Here is a 14,341-nt window from a genome sequence, read left to right as displayed (position 1 = left end):
AACATAGGATAGTTCAGAACGTGTTCTGGAGGTTTTGATCATGGGGAAAATAAGATTCAAGCTCACGGTTCTGCTCGTTTTGGCTGCCGTACTGGCCGGAGGCTTTTATTATTTAAAAAACGGAAGCGTTCAAGATGTCTCAACGGCGCTCAGCCAAACCGTCTCATCTGAGGAAAAGAACTATACCATTTATCAATATAAGATCACCAAAATTGACGGCACTGAATACCACGGGGTATCAGATAACGGAACGAAGATCATTTTCAATGCGAAAAATCTCAACCAGGATCTGTCCGACATTAAAGAAGGAGACAAAGTAAAGGCCTACTTCTCTAATGCCAACAGAATCGACGGATTAATCAAAGTCGTCAAGGTGGCAGATTAAAAACCCTCTGTTTCTCAGAGGGTTTTTTTGTGCAAGCAGTTTTCATTGCAATTTTAATATGCGGCCGCTATAATTACGCATAAGGACAAGTAAATATCGATTGTATCCTTCGGGGCTGGGTGAAAATCCCGACCGGCGGTAATAAAGCGAGAGACAGCTTTAGAGCCCGTGACCCGCTGTGCTTCGTGCAAAGCGGTGGATTCAGTGAGAAGCTGAAGCCGACAGTGAAAGTCTGGATGGGAGAAGGATGAAGAGACTATGTGAAAAATAATGATGATGCATAGTTTTATTTCTCATGCACAAAAACAACCCCCCGGATCGACATCCGGGGTTATTTTTTTGGAAGAAGGGAGGGAAATTCATGACAGATGCGCATTATATGAATTTTGCATTGGAGCTTGCGAAGCAGGGTGAAGGTCAGACAGGAGCCAATCCGCTTGTCGGAGCCGTTGTCGTCAAAGACGGTGAAGTGGTCGGAATGGGGGCTCATTTAAAATACGGCGAAGCGCATGCAGAAGTGCACGCCATTCAAATGGCAGGCCGCCATGCGGAAGGAGCCGTCATTTATGTGACGCTTGAACCGTGCAGCCATTACGGCAAAACGCCTCCTTGCGCGGAACTGATTATCCGTTCCGGTTTGAAGCGGGTAGTCGTGGCGGCCGAAGATCCGAATCCGCTCGTTTCCGGAAGAGGAATCGGGATGCTGAGAAGTGCCGGGATCGAGGTCGAAACAGGCGTTCTCAAAGAACAGGCGGAAGAGCTGAACGAAAAGTTCATGCATTTTATGCGGACAGGCCTTCCGTATGTGACATTAAAAGCAGCTGCCAGCCTTGACGGCAAAACCGCTACCGCAACAGGCGACAGCAAATGGATTACTTCTGAAGAAGCGCGGATGGACGCTCACCAATACCGAAAAAACCACCAGAGTATTTTAGTGGGATCGGGCACAATAAAAGCAGACGACCCGAGTTTGACATGCCGTCTCCCCGGTGCAGTGAATCAGCCGGTGCGTGTCGTTCTCGATACGACGCTGTCAATCCCGCTTCAGTCAAAAGTCATTCAGGATAAAGCAGCGGCAACCTGGATTTACACGACGTCCAAGGCAGATCCCGAAAAGGTTCGGAACCTGGGAAAAGAAGGTGTACAGGTAACCGTGCTGGATGCGGATGAACTTCCGGTGCGCGACGTGCTTCTGCACCTTGCAGACCGAGGTATCGCTTCAGTCTTTGTCGAAGGTGGTGCGACGGTTCACGCAAGCTTCGTCAAAGAAGGACTCTATCAGCAAATGATCTTCTATCTTGCCCCTAAATTAATCGGAGGGCTGCAATCTCCCAGCATCCTCTCCGGTGAAGGCTTTCAATCGATGAAAGATGTCCCCTTACTGCATTTCACAACCATTACCAAAATCGGCCAGGATATAAAGCTGGCGGCAAAACCGATAAAAAAATAAGGCGGTGGCATATGTTTACAGGCATCATTGAAGAAGTCGGAATGATTTTGGACATGAAAAAGGCGGGAAGCGCCATGTCTTTAGTCATCCAATCCAACAAAGTGACCGAGGATGTGAAGCTTGGCGACAGCATTGCTGTCAACGGAGTCTGCCTGACCGTAAATGAGTTCGGTTCCGGCAGTTTCACGGCGGATGTCATGCTTGAAACTCTGAAAGCAACATCACTCGGCACATTAAAAAAAGGAAGCCGCGTCAATCTTGAACGGGCGATGGCGGCAAATGGCCGCTTCGGCGGGCATATGGTGTCGGGGCATGTCGACGGCACCGCGTCTATCGTGCGCATAGAAAAAGCGGCTAACGCCGTATACTATGATTTAAAACTTGACCCTTCACTGGCCAAAATGCTTGTGTTAAAAGGTTCGATCGCCGTAGACGGCGTCAGCCTCACCATTTTTGGACTGACGGAAGATCAAGTAACAGTCTCGCTTATCCCGCACACATTGGATGAAACGATTTTTTCGGAAAAAAAGCCCGGAAGCATCGTCAACATCGAGTGCGATATGATCGGCAAATACATTTACCGGTTTCTCCACCAAGCAAAACAAGACAAACAGGCAAAGCCATTGACTGAATCGTTTTTTAAAGAAAACGGGTTTTAAATGAAAGGAGGCTGCGCGCCTATGTTTCACACAATTGAAGAAGCGATACGCGATTTGAAGCAAGGAAAAGTCATCATCGTGGTCGATGACGAGGACAGGGAAAACGAAGGCGATTTCGTTGCGCTGGCAGAATACGCAACACCTGAAGTGATCAACTTTATGGCTTCGCACGGAAGGGGTTTGATCTGCGCGCCGCTTAATGAAGAGATCGCTTCACGGCTCGACCTCCATCCGATGGTGGACGAAAATACCGATTCTCATCACACGGCATTTACGGTCAGTGTGGATCACCGCGATACAAAGACGGGGATCAGCGCTCAAGAGCGGTCGTTGACCGTCATGTCGCTGATTGATGATCACGCGCTTCCGGGCGATTTTAAAAGACCGGGGCACATTTTCCCCTTGATTGCGAAAACAGGCGGCGTTTTAAAAAGAGCCGGACATACGGAGGCGGCCGTTGACCTTGCGGAGGCGTGCGGTTCCGCGCCGGCCGGCGTCATCTGCGAAATCATGAATGAAGACGGCACGATGGCAAGGGTGCCTGAACTCAAAAAAATAGCCGACCAGCACGACTTGAAAATGATTACGATTAAAGATTTGATCGAATACCGCTACAGCAAGGGAACGCTGATCAACCGAGAAGTGAAGATTACGCTGCCTTCCGAATTCGGCACATTCAAGGTTTACGGCTATACAAACGAAATCGATGACAAGGAACATATAGCACTTGTCAAAGGCGATATACCTTTCGGAGACGAGCCTGTCCTTGTCCGCGTACACTCAGAATGCCTGACGGGCGATGTTTTCGGCTCTTACCGCTGCGACTGCGGCCCGCAGCTTGCTGCCGCACTCGCGCAAATCGAACAAGCGGGCCGGGGCGTGCTCCTTTATTTGAGACAGGAAGGAAGAGGAATCGGCTTAATCAATAAACTGAAAGCTTATAAACTGCAGGAAGAAGGATATGACACCGTGCAGGCTAATGAAAAGCTCGGTTTTCTCCCAGATCTTCGCAACTACGGGATCGGCGCCCAAATTTTAAGAGACCTCGGCGTGAAACAAATGAAGCTGCTGACGAACAATCCGCGAAAGATTGCCGGTCTCGAAGGCTACGGACTGACGATCGCAGACAGGGTGCCGCTGCAGATGGAGACAAAAAAAGACAATGAAAAGTACTTAAAAACGAAAAAATCAAAATTGGGGCATATGCTTCATTTTTAAACTAAAATCAATCACAAAAAAGGACGGGATTCATATGAATAAAATAGAAGGTCATGTAATTGGAACAGATTTGAAAATTGGGATCGTTGTGTCAAGGTTCAACGATTTTATTACAAGCAAACTTCTAAGCGGTGCAGAAGATACGCTGTTGAGACATGGGGTCAAAGCTGATGATATTGATGTCGCCTGGGTTCCCGGCGCATTCGAGATTCCGCTGATCGCCAAAAAAATGGCTGAAACGAAAAAATACGACGCCGTGATTACACTGGGCACGGTCATCAGAGGAGCGACAAGCCACTATGACTATGTCTGCAATGAAGCGGCAAAGGGGATTGCGGCGAGCAGCATGTCAACAGGCGTTCCGGTGATCTTCGGCGTATTGACGACAGACACGATCGAGCAGGCGGTAGAACGCGCCGGAACAAAAGCCGGAAATAAAGGTGCAGAAGCTGCCGCGGCAGCGATTGAAATGGCGAACCTGACCCGGTCGCTTCAATAATTACCGAAAAAGAGTTTAAAAAGGTTATAAAAATGTTTATAATGTGATGTGAAGCGACTAGCCTTCGTTAGATCCACATTTTGATATATTGAGGGGTATTTATGTTAATTCGTTATAAAAAGTCATTCGAAAAGATTGCGATGGGGCTCCTTTCGTTTATGCCGAATGAGAAGGACGTCAAGCAGCTTCAGCAGACAATTAAAGACTATGAAACGGACACTGAAAGGCAGCTGTTCCTATGGAAAGAAGGCGAGGATATTGTCGGCTGTGTAGGAGTAGAGAAAAGAGAAGAAGAAGTCGAGATCAAGCATATCAGTGTAAACCCGTCTCACCGTCATCAAGGAATCGGCAAAAAAATGGTGTCGGCCATTTCGCAAATGTTTGCACCTAAACCGCTGGTTCCGAATGAATTAACTAAAGGATTCTTTGAGCGCTGTCAGGATCACGAAAATGAAGACATCACATATAACCAATGAGCAGAGGCTTCTAGCCTCTGCTCTTTTTTCGCCGTTCGATTTGTTTTTCCCTCTCGGCAACCACTTCAGTCCGGTCTCTCAGCAGGTGTTTATCAATGATGAAGGCGTCCGGTGGATCGTTTGCTCCCCACTCATACGACTTTTTTTCACATTGTTTCCGGCATGCTTTGATCAAAGATTCATCTGTGATCGGAAGCATGATGCTTTCATAAGGAGAATGGGCTTTGATTTTTTGGTAAGTCTTCCTTAACAGCTTGATGAAGCGGCTGTAATCTAATCCGAGCGATTCGACTGCGTCTTTTTCGGACACCAGGATGCGGATGCTGTTCGCCATTAATCTCTCTGCACCGGCAAAATTGTTTCTCCGCTGATGATAGAGTGCGACTGCCAGCTGAATCAATCCAACCCAGTATGATTTCCGCTCGCCGGGATTGTCCTTTTTCCAATGGTCTTCTAAAATTTCGTGGCATTCAAAATAATCCCTTGACCCGTGGAATTCGGCCAGGTAATCGATATAAGCTTGGGGATACATCTGACATCCTCCTTTAAGTTTCCGTTAAAGTGTATCATAAGAACGGAACGGAGGAAAAACGGAGATATATCCAGGCTATGAAAAAAGCGCCCGGGTAACGGACGCTTCTCATTTTTATGTTAATAGATCCATGCCGCTCCTACAATAATCAACAAAATAAACAGAACGACAATCAAAGCAAATCCTCCGCCGTAGCCGAAGCCTTTACCTCCCATGTTGTTCCCTCCTCAGGTTTAAGATTTTACACAGTATTCTATGCAGCATACGCTCAAATCGTATAGGCGAATGCCAAAGCTTCTTAAATTATATTGGACTTCATGCAGACGCGTAATTTATACTAAAGGGTAGCCAGTTTTAGCCGGCTTAGAAGCGATTTTGAAAATGGTGAGAAATGAACATGGAATATCAGGTGAAAATCGAGGCGTTTGAAGGGCCGCTGGATCTGCTGCTGCACTTAATCAACCGCCTTGAAATAGACATTTATGACATACCTGTTGCGAAGATAACCGAGCAGTATTTATTATATGTGCATACGATGCGCGAACTTGAGCTCGACGTGGCCAGTGAATATTTGGTGATGGCTGCGACCCTTCTCAGCATTAAAAGCCGAATGCTCCTTCCAAAGCAGGAAGAGGAGTTGTTTGACGAAGAGTTTCTCGAGGAGGAAGAGGACCCGAGAGAAGAATTGATTGAAAAATTAATAGAGTACAGAAAATACAAAAGTGCCGCGCAAAATTTGAAGGAGCGCGAGGAAGAGCGGCAAAAAGCATTCGCGAAGCCGCCGAGCGATTTAAGCGACTATGCCAAGGAAATCAAACTCAGCGAGCAAAAGCTGTCCGTCACCGTTTACGACATGCTCGGGGCGTTTCAAAAGGTGTTAAACCGCAAAAAAATCAGCCGGCCGTCTGAAACTAGAATTTCAAGACAGGAAATACCGATAGAAGAACGAATGACGCAAATCGTCGATTGTTTGAAATCGTCCCGTCAAAGGATGCATTTTATGGAACTGTTCCCATACGAACAGAAAGAGCATCTCGTTGTGACGTTTTTGGCGATTTTGGAGCTGATGAAAAACCAGCTGATCATCATTGAGCAGGAACACAACTTTTCAGACATTTACATAACAGGGAGTGAAGCGATTCATGACGCTTGATATCGTGAATTGGAAAGCCATTGTCGAAGCGCTTTTGTATGCCGCCGGCGACGAGGGCCTGACAAAAAAACAGCTATTATCCGTTTTGGAGATCGATGAAGCCGAGCTTCAGGATATTATGCTTGATGTCAAAGAAACCTATGAAAAAGAAGACAGGGGCATCGAGCTTGTCGAGTACGCGGATACGTACATGCTTTCGACCAAAAAAGAATTCGCCGTCTATTTGAAAAAGCTGATTGAAGCCCCTTCAAAAGGGCTTTCTCAGGCTGCCCTCGAAGTTTTGGCCATCGTTTCATATAAGCAGCCGATTACGAGAGCGGAAGTCGAGGAGATCAGAGGGGTCAAATCTGAACGGATTCTCCAGAGCCTTGTCGCAAAAGCGCTGTTGTGCGAAGTAGGCCGGGCGGACGGACCGGGCAGGGCAATCTTGTACGGTACAACCGAAACATTTCTTGAACAATTCGGCTTAAAAACGCTTGAAGAGCTTCCGCCGCTGCCCGAAAATGTAGAAGAAGACGGGGTTCAGGAAGAAGCCGATCTGTTCTTTGAGAACTTTAACCAGACGTTCGAAGATTTAAAATAGACTCACCTTAAGGACCGAAGTATGATAATATATATTATCGTATTTTTTATGTTTAATTTCATGCATGAAAGAATACGATTGTAACAAAGCGATGAGGAGAGGGTGCCGACACCAATGGGAAAATCTATGGCAAGAGCCCAAACCGAGCAGGCAGGCGAATTTTTAGCACAGACCGTTCAGACGCTGAGCGATTATTTAAACGAAACGACGCTCTCATCCCTTGAAGCCGAAGAGCCCGGGAGCAGAGATTATTATCGCGATGTCCTCAGTAACTTGAGAAAACTGGCGGTTTACTGTGAAGAAGGGCTTCTGGCTTGCCGAATCAGGCTGAAGCAGGTTCCTTTTCAGGACGCTGCCGCCGAAAGGACGCTCTATCAGATCTATCATCGATGCATAGAAGAATTTTTTACACCGAAAAAAGATACTTGGTACGAAGACAGCAGAGCGGCCTACACGGGAAAAAACGCCATTTGCTTTCACGAACCAGCGCCGGCCTCATTAAAAAATTTGATGGCTTCGCTTGAAACAGAATATCAATCGATGAGAGAAGAATTGGAATACTATGCGACTGACTATCGGATGAAGATGGTTCAGCCGAGATCATAGCTTAAATGAACCGTGTGCCGGAACTCCCCCTTTCATGAAAGGGGGAGTTTTAATGTTGCTTGAGATTTTTCTCGGGGAATCATCCAATTGGTGTTCATAACGGAAAGACAAGCGCATAAACTTGTACAAACAACCACAAGGACGTGAGAAAAAATGCGCTTTTTTCTAAAACAGGCTGCAGCAGCCATCATCATATGCTCTCTTTTATGCTCTTCATACCAAATCGCTGAAGCACAGCCTTCCCTTCATGTCAGCGCAAGAAGCGCGATTGTCATGGACGGGCAATCCGGACGGGTATTGTTTGCGAAGGATGAGCATGAAAAACGGCGCATTGCAAGCATTACGAAGATTATGACAGCCATTTTGGCCGTGGAATCGGGCAAATTGGATGAGACAGTCACGGTCAGCGACAGGGCGGTCAAAACGGAGGGATCATCAATCTATTTGACAAGCGGGCAAAAGGTGAAGCTGAAGGACCTTGTTTACGGTTTGATGCTGAGATCGGGAAATGACGCAGCTGTTGCGATTGCTGAGCATGTGGGCGGAAGCCTGGAAGGGTTTGTCTACATGATGAATCAAAAAGCGGCCGACCTCGGCATGGAAAACACCCTGTTCCGCAATCCGCACGGACTCGATGATCACCCTGACCACTATTCCTCGGCCTATGATATGGCGCTTTTGACGAAATATGCGATGACAAACGAAACGTACCAAAAAATCGCCGGAACGAAGCGCTATAAGGCAGAAACGATGCAAGGCATCTGGAGAAATAAAAACAAGCTTTTAACAGGGCTTTACGAATACAGTACAGGCGGGAAGACGGGATATACCAAGCTGGCGAAGCGCACGCTGGTCTCCACTTCATCGAAAGACGGAACCGATTTGATCGCCGTCACCATCAATGCCCCTGACGACTGGAATGATCATATGAACATGTTCAACTATGTATACGGCCACTACAAAACATATATCATCGCCAAAAAAGGCGAGGTTCCGAAATTAAAAGACTCTTTTTACGGGAATAAAGCTTTTATTAAACGGGATGTCACATATTTGTTAAACGAAGATGAAAAAGAAGACGTGAAGGTTGACATCGAGCTTCTTAAACCGAAAAAATCGTGGCGTAAAAACAAAAAAGAAATCCCGGACATCATCGGGGAAATGAACGTCATGTTCAACGGAAAAACGATTGCAAGTGTACCGATCTATTATGAAAACGAACGCAACAAAAAGCCGAAAAAATCGTTTTTCGAGACCTTTCAATCCGTATTCCAAAAAGCGGCAGGCGGTTCATCATGGTCAATATAATCTGGGTCGGCTTAACGGTGATCGGTCTGGTGTTTGCGCTTTTCAACGGAACGGTTCAGGAAGTCAATGAGGCCGTATTTAAAGGTTCGAAGGAAGCTGTCACGATTTCGATCGGCCTGATGAGCGTCCTTGTTTTTTGGCTGGGGCTGATGAAAATCGCCGAACAATCCGGGCTTCTCGAAAAATTCAGCAGGTTGTGCCGGCCGTTCATTTCAAAGCTGTTTCCCGAGATCCCTCCGGATCATCCGGCGATGGGGTATATTTTATCCAATTTAATGGCCAACTTTTTCGGATTGGGCAATGCGGCGACACCGCTCGGCATTAAAGCAATGGAACAGATGAAGGCGCTCAACCGGAACCGCAGGGAAGCGAGCCGCTCAATGATCACCTTTCTGGCGGTCAATACGTCAAGCATTACCCTGATTCCGACGACCGTCATCGCGGTCAGGATGACATATGATGCAAAGGCGCCGACAGACATCGTCGGGCCGACCATTTTGGCGACTTTAATATCGGGAATCTTTGCGATCTTCATCGACCGATACTTTTATTATAGAAGAAAAAGGAAGGGGTGAGCATTTGGAATTCATCAATTGGCTTTCTCTGGCCCTTATCCCGTTTATCATCGCCACGATTCTGCTGTATGGCACATTCAAAAAAGTCCCGACTTATGAAGCGTTTGTTGAGGGAGGGAAGGAAGGAATCCAAATTGCGTTTTCCATTATCCCTTATTTGGTCGGTATGCTTGTAGCGATCACCGTTTTCCGTGCTTCAGGGGCGCTCGATTTTTTTATGAATCTTTTAAAGCCTGTATTTTCCGCCGTGGGAATTCCGACGGAAGTGGTTCCGCTGGCTCTGATCCGGCCGATTTCGGGAACGGCGGCGCTCGGCATGACCACCGATTTAATCGCAGTTTACGGACCCGATTCGTTCATCGGCCGGCTGGCCTCTGTCATGCAGGGATCGACAGACACGACGCTGTATGTTTTGACTGTCTATTTCGGCGCGGTCGGAATCAAGAAAATGGGGGATGCTTTAAAAGTGGGACTGCTTGCTGATTTAGCGGGGATTATCGCGTCTGTGATTATTGTAACATTGCTGTTTGGAAGCGCCTGATCAACAGGCGCTTTTTTGCTTTTTTAGCCAAAACTGTTTTACTTTTGACGTGAGAAAGGATACATTTAAGGGCGGAGTGCTTCTTTCCTAAGGAAGAAGGCGCCCGCAAACTTGTTTGTTGGTCTGGAAAAAAGTAAGATAATACATGAGGTGAAAGATATGGAACGACTTCAAAAAGTAATCGCCCACGCCGGTATTGCATCAAGGCGAAAGGCGGAGGAACTTATAAAAGAAGGGAAAGTCACGGTCAACGGCAAAACCGTCAGAGAGCTCGGCGTTAAAGTATCAAGCTCAGACCGGATCGAGGTAAACGGCGTCCAGCTTGAAAGCGAAGAACCCGTTTATTTTCTCCTGTATAAACCGAGAGGGGTTATATCAGCGGTTAAAGACGATAAAGGCCGGAAAGTTGTGACCGACTTTTTCACAGAGGTGGAGGAGCGGATTTATCCGATCGGAAGGCTTGATTATGATACAAGCGGCCTCTTATTGTTAACGAATGACGGGGACTTCGCCAATAAATTGATGCACCCGAAATACGAAATTAATAAAACGTATGTGGCAAAGCTGAAAGGCATTCCTTTAAAGGAGAATTTAAAAAAACTTGAGCGGGGCGTACGCCTTGAGGAAGGAAAGACAGCTCCGGCAAAAGTGAAGCTTTTGTCACTCGATAAGAAAAAGCAGACCAGCATCGTCCAAATCACAATCCATGAAGGGCGAAACCGTCAGGTCAGGAGAATGTTTGAAGCCATCGGACACGAAGTGCTCAAGCTGAAAAGGGAAGAGTACGCTTTTTTGAATCTGGCGGGCTTGAAAACCGGGGAAAAAAGAGAGCTCACGCCTCATGAAGTGAAAAGGCTCAGGGCATTGGCTGAACACGGTAAAGCGGCTTTCTAAATTTTCACACAACCTTCAAAAAAGGCAAATGGCAGGCAGTCATGAGATGATATAATGATACTGAATGTCTAAATGAGGGGGCGGATTATGAAAAAAAAGCGTTTTTACATTCGGACAGGCATCCTCCTTGTGCTGCTTGCAGCGCTTGGCTACACGCTGTACAGCGCCGTGTTTCAAAAGACGGAGAGTGTGGCGGTGGGGGAAAAAGCTCCCAATTTTTCGCTGGAGGATGTTGACGGCAACCGTCTCAAACTGGACGATCTAAAAGGCAAAGGGGTATTTTTAAACTTTTGGGGAACATGGTGCGAACCATGCAAAAGAGAATTTCCTTACATGGCGAATCAATATAAAGTGTTTAAGGATCAAGGGGTTGAAATCGTCGCCGTCAATGTCGGCGAATCAAACCTTGCCGTCCGAAACTTTATGAAAGACTACGGCGTCAATTTTCCGGTTGTGCTTGATAAAGACAGGCAGGTTCTGAACGCATACGATGTCACACCGCTGCCGACCACGTTTTTGATCAATCCTGACGGAGAGATTGTCAAAGTCGTGTCTGGCACGATGACAGAACGAATGATCCATGATTATATGAATATGATCAAACCAGAGGGATCGTCATGATGAAAGAAATCAAATGCGAATGCGGCCATGTGAATCCGACGGGCACCGTTTTGTGTGAATCGTGCGGAAAGCCGCTCGTCAAACAGGATGCCAAACTCCTTGACATGCGGTATGACGGAAGTGCGAGACGCTCTCAAACATATAACAAAACAATCGTAGATAAAATATGGAATTTCTTTTCGTCTGTAAAGGTCGGCGTCTGGCTGATCGTCATTACGCTGACAGCATCTGCTTTTGGAACGATTTTCCCGCAGGAAATGTTCCTGCCGCCGGGTGCGCAGGCTGATACATACTACAGCGAACAATACGGGCTTCTCGGACAAATCTATTATACTCTCGGTTTCCACAATCTTTACGGTTCATGGTGGTTTATTGTTCTGGTTGCTTCAATCGGCATATCGCTTGTGATCTGCAGCCTTGACAGGGTCGTTCCTTTGTACAGGGCGCTGAAAAATCAGGGCGTCACGAGAAATCCGAACTTTATGGAGAGGCAGCGCCTTTTCAGCCGGACGGAAGCGGACATGTCTGAAGACACCAGATCACAAATCGTCGGTAAACTGAAGAAAAAACGATACCGAGTCAAAGAAGAAAACGGAAACCTGTTTGCGGAAAAAGGCCGTTTTTCAAGATGGGGCCCATATGTGAACCATATCGGGCTAATCATATTCCTCATCGGTGTCATGCTCAGATTTGTTCCGGGCATGTATGTCGACGAAACCCTTTGGATCAGGGAAGGGGAGACCGTGCCCATCCCGGGAACTGACGGCCATTACTACTTGAAAAACAACCGGTTTACAAAAGAAATGTACGACAGTGAAAAAGAAAAAGAAGTATTTTCAGAGGCGATTACTAAAGCAGGTGACGGTACTGTCGCAAAAACATATCAAACCGATGTTGAACTATATGAAAGAAAAAATGACAGCCTCCCGGGTGAAGCGCCTGAATTGAAGAAAGTGAAAAGCGGCAAGATCAGGGTCAATGACCCGCTGAAATTCGGTTCATATGCACTCTATCAGCTGACTTACAAGGAAGGCGAGCTCGACAAAATGGTCTTTCAGCTGATTGAAAAAGACAGCGGGAAATCTTTCGGCAAAGTGGCAATCAACCTCTTGGAGCCGAAGCCGGAATATGATCTTGGCAACGGTTACAAAGTTCATATTGCAAGCTACCTGCCGGACTTTTATTTTAACAAAGACGGGGAGCCGAGCACGAAAACGAGGAATCCGAACAATCCGGCTTTTGTATTCCAGATCACCGCCCCGGATAAGCCTAAAGGAGAAAAGAGTTTCGTTGCGATTCAGGAAACAATCGAAGGTTCTGACGACAATAAATACAAAATGAAGTTTGACCACGTCGAAACGAAAAATCTCTCAGGCCTCACCATTAGAAAAGATTTGACTTTGTGGGTGCTCATGGTCGGCGGCGCCATCTTTATGATCGGCGTCATCCAGGGGATGTACTGGCACCACAGAAGGATCTGGCTCAGAACGCTGGACGGGCATGTGCTCGTCGCCGGACATACGAATAAAAACTGGTACGGGCTGAAACAGGACTTGAAGGCCGTACTTGAGGATACGGGGATATCCGAACCGGCCGATCAAAAAGAACTGTCAAAGGAAAAAAATAAACGGCCAGCATAGGGAGGGGTTTTCATGGCAGAGTTAAGCGGCAATTTATTGTACGCGGCATTTCTCTTGTATCTCTCAGCGGTCTTCTTTTTTGGCGGCTCCATCAGGAGCAAGGCTTCAGACCGGAAGAAGAAGAACCGCTGGGCGTCGATCGCAGTGTTGATCACGATCATCGGATTTGTATGCCAGTTTGGATATTTTATTGCGAGATGGATCGTTTCCGGACACGCACCGGTCAGCAATCTTTTCGAATTTACAACTGCTTTCAGCATGATGCTCGTTCTGGCGTTCATCATCATCTACTTTATTTACAAGCTGTCTGCTTTGGGGCTGTTTACACTGCCCGTTGTCCTGCTGTTAATCGCATATGCCAGCATGTTTCCGACCGATATCACACCGCTGATTCCGTCGCTTCAAAGCAACTGGCTTTATATTCATGTTACGACTGCAGCTCTCGGACAGGCGATTCTCGCCATCAGCTTTGTCGCCGGCGTGATCTTTCTGCTCAAGCATGTGGATCAGTCACAGCCTGGCAAAAAAACGTTCTGGCTCGAATTTGTCATGTTTATGCTTGTGACAACGCTCGCGTTTATCCTTGTCACGACCTCATTCCGCATTGGGGGCTATGAAGCGCAGTTCAAGTGGATTGATAAAGACAACCAGGAAGACGTCATGATTTACGAGCTTCCCGCTCTGATCGGGCCGAACAAAGGCGAACTTTTAACAGAGGAGAGAATGGAGCCGCTTGTCAATGTGCCGCCTATTTTTTCAGGACGGAAGCTGAATACGGTTCTCTGGTCGTTTGGAACCGGCGCATTGCTTTACGGTGTCATCAGGCTGATCATCAGAAAACGCATCAGTCAGCTTCTTCAGCCGCTCGTGAAAAATGTGAACCTTGACCTTGTCGATGAAATCGGCTATCGATCCGTTTCGATCGGCTTTCCGGTTTTTACGCTTGGCGCGCTTATTTTCGCGATGATATGGGCACAGCTGGCATGGAGCAGATTCTGGGGCTGGGATCCGAAAGAAGTCTGGGCGCTGATTACATTTTTGTTTTATGCAGCTTATCTGCATCTCAGGCTTTCAAGAGGCTGGCACGGCGAAAAATCGGCGTGGCTTGCCGTTATCGGTTTTGCCATTATTATGTTTAATCTTATTTTTGTAAACCTTGTCATCGCTGGACTTCACTCTTATGCATGATCCGTGCGGTGCA

Annotated in this window: 18 protein-coding genes and 1 riboswitch; of the genes, 16 read left to right on the top strand and 2 right to left on the bottom strand. The window is 47.0% G+C overall.

Annotation, left to right across the window (positions count from 1 at the left end):
* The first annotated feature begins 40 nt into the window (after positions 1-40).
* From M1D59_RS12755 to M1D59_RS12730, 6 genes are all read left to right on the top strand, one after another.
* On the top strand, positions 41-385 hold the full coding sequence (locus M1D59_RS12755) for a hypothetical protein (RefSeq protein ID WP_020452015.1): 345 nt from the start codon (positions 41-43) through the stop codon (positions 383-385).
* A gap of 101 nt (positions 386-486) precedes the next feature.
* Positions 487-637: riboswitch (FMN riboswitch) on the top strand.
* A gap of 109 nt (positions 638-746) precedes the next feature.
* Positions 747-1,835: a bifunctional diaminohydroxyphosphoribosylaminopyrimidine deaminase/5-amino-6-(5-phosphoribosylamino)uracil reductase RibD gene (ribD, locus tag M1D59_RS12750; RefSeq protein ID WP_458117450.1), complete on the top strand. Its 1,089-nt coding sequence runs from the start codon at positions 747-749 to the stop codon at positions 1,833-1,835.
* An 11-nt stretch (positions 1,836-1,846) separates the two neighbouring features.
* On the top strand, positions 1,847-2,494 hold the full coding sequence (gene ribE, locus M1D59_RS12745) for a riboflavin synthase (protein ID WP_023857491.1): 648 nt from the start codon (positions 1,847-1,849) through the stop codon (positions 2,492-2,494).
* A gap of 21 nt (positions 2,495-2,515) precedes the next feature.
* Positions 2,516-3,712 carry a bifunctional 3,4-dihydroxy-2-butanone-4-phosphate synthase/GTP cyclohydrolase II gene (locus M1D59_RS12740; RefSeq protein ID WP_020452012.1) on the top strand — a complete coding sequence of 399 codons (1,197 nt, stop codon included), beginning with the start codon at positions 2,516-2,518 and terminating at the stop codon, positions 3,710-3,712.
* A gap of 34 nt (positions 3,713-3,746) precedes the next feature.
* Positions 3,747-4,211: a 6,7-dimethyl-8-ribityllumazine synthase gene (gene ribH / locus M1D59_RS12735; RefSeq protein ID WP_003183115.1), complete on the top strand. Its 465-nt coding sequence runs from the start codon at positions 3,747-3,749 to the stop codon at positions 4,209-4,211.
* A 101-nt stretch (positions 4,212-4,312) separates the two neighbouring features.
* Positions 4,313-4,687, top strand: a complete 375-nt coding sequence (locus M1D59_RS12730) for a GNAT family N-acetyltransferase (protein WP_020452011.1) — start codon at positions 4,313-4,315, stop codon at positions 4,685-4,687.
* A 10-nt stretch (positions 4,688-4,697) separates the two neighbouring features.
* Here the strand turns inward: M1D59_RS12730 and M1D59_RS12725 are convergent, their stop codons facing one another.
* Positions 4,698-5,219 carry a DUF309 domain-containing protein gene (locus M1D59_RS12725; protein ID WP_035338489.1) on the bottom strand — a complete coding sequence of 174 codons (522 nt, stop codon included), beginning with the start codon at positions 5,217-5,219 and terminating at the stop codon, positions 4,698-4,700.
* A gap of 119 nt (positions 5,220-5,338) precedes the next feature.
* A complete protein-coding gene (locus M1D59_RS12720; RefSeq protein WP_003183108.1) occupies positions 5,339-5,434 on the bottom strand; it encodes a YjcZ family sporulation protein in 96 nt (31 codons plus the stop codon).
* Between the two features lie 182 nt (positions 5,435-5,616).
* Between M1D59_RS12720 and M1D59_RS12715 the strand changes: the two genes are divergently transcribed.
* The 10 genes from M1D59_RS12715 to ccsB all read left to right on the top strand — a co-directional run bounded on the left by M1D59_RS12715 (position 5,617) and on the right by ccsB (position 14,328).
* The gene (locus tag M1D59_RS12715; RefSeq protein WP_023857489.1) at positions 5,617-6,372 is read left to right on the top strand and encodes a segregation/condensation protein A; all 756 of its coding nucleotides are present in this window, start codon (positions 5,617-5,619) and stop codon (positions 6,370-6,372) included.
* Complete coding sequence (gene scpB / locus M1D59_RS12710) at positions 6,362-6,955, top strand: SMC-Scp complex subunit ScpB (protein WP_023857488.1); 594 nt, start codon at positions 6,362-6,364, stop codon at positions 6,953-6,955. The genes M1D59_RS12715 and scpB overlap by 11 nt, the downstream gene beginning before the upstream one ends.
* 114 nt (positions 6,956-7,069) lie before the next feature.
* Positions 7,070-7,561 (top strand): YpuI family protein, encoded by a 492-nt coding sequence (locus M1D59_RS12705; RefSeq protein WP_023857487.1) that lies wholly within the window; start codon positions 7,070-7,072, stop codon positions 7,559-7,561.
* A 153-nt stretch (positions 7,562-7,714) separates the two neighbouring features.
* The gene (locus tag M1D59_RS12700) at positions 7,715-8,869 is read left to right on the top strand and encodes a D-alanyl-D-alanine carboxypeptidase family protein (protein ID WP_023857486.1); all 1,155 of its coding nucleotides are present in this window, start codon (positions 7,715-7,717) and stop codon (positions 8,867-8,869) included.
* Positions 8,857-9,444 carry a nucleoside recognition domain-containing protein gene (locus M1D59_RS12695; protein WP_458117449.1) on the top strand — a complete coding sequence of 196 codons (588 nt, stop codon included), beginning with the start codon at positions 8,857-8,859 and terminating at the stop codon, positions 9,442-9,444. Before M1D59_RS12700 ends, M1D59_RS12695 begins: the two co-directional genes overlap by 13 nt.
* A gap of 4 nt (positions 9,445-9,448) precedes the next feature.
* Positions 9,449-9,985, top strand: coding sequence for a spore maturation protein (locus M1D59_RS12690; RefSeq protein ID WP_023857485.1), 537 nt, complete (start codon positions 9,449-9,451; stop codon positions 9,983-9,985).
* A gap of 159 nt (positions 9,986-10,144) precedes the next feature.
* Positions 10,145-10,879 carry a 23S rRNA pseudouridine(2605) synthase RluB gene (gene rluB / locus M1D59_RS12685; protein WP_020452003.1) on the top strand — a complete coding sequence of 245 codons (735 nt, stop codon included), beginning with the start codon at positions 10,145-10,147 and terminating at the stop codon, positions 10,877-10,879.
* 84 nt (positions 10,880-10,963) lie between these two features.
* A complete protein-coding gene (gene resA, locus M1D59_RS12680) occupies positions 10,964-11,500 on the top strand; it encodes a thiol-disulfide oxidoreductase ResA (protein ID WP_023857484.1) in 537 nt (178 codons plus the stop codon).
* Positions 11,500-13,140 (top strand): cytochrome c biogenesis protein ResB, encoded by a 1,641-nt coding sequence (resB, locus tag M1D59_RS12675; protein ID WP_023857483.1) that lies wholly within the window; start codon positions 11,500-11,502, stop codon positions 13,138-13,140. Before resA ends, resB begins: the two co-directional genes overlap by 1 nt.
* Positions 13,141-13,152: 12 nt before the next feature.
* Entirely contained in the window at positions 13,153-14,328 is a 1,176-nt protein-coding gene (ccsB, locus tag M1D59_RS12670; RefSeq protein ID WP_020452000.1) for a c-type cytochrome biogenesis protein CcsB, read from the top strand.
* The last annotated feature ends 13 nt before the right edge of the window (positions 14,329-14,341 follow it).

The sequence above is a fragment of the Bacillus sp. PK6-026 genome (assembly GCF_054161455.1).
This window is presented reverse-complemented; position numbering and strand designations above follow the sequence as displayed.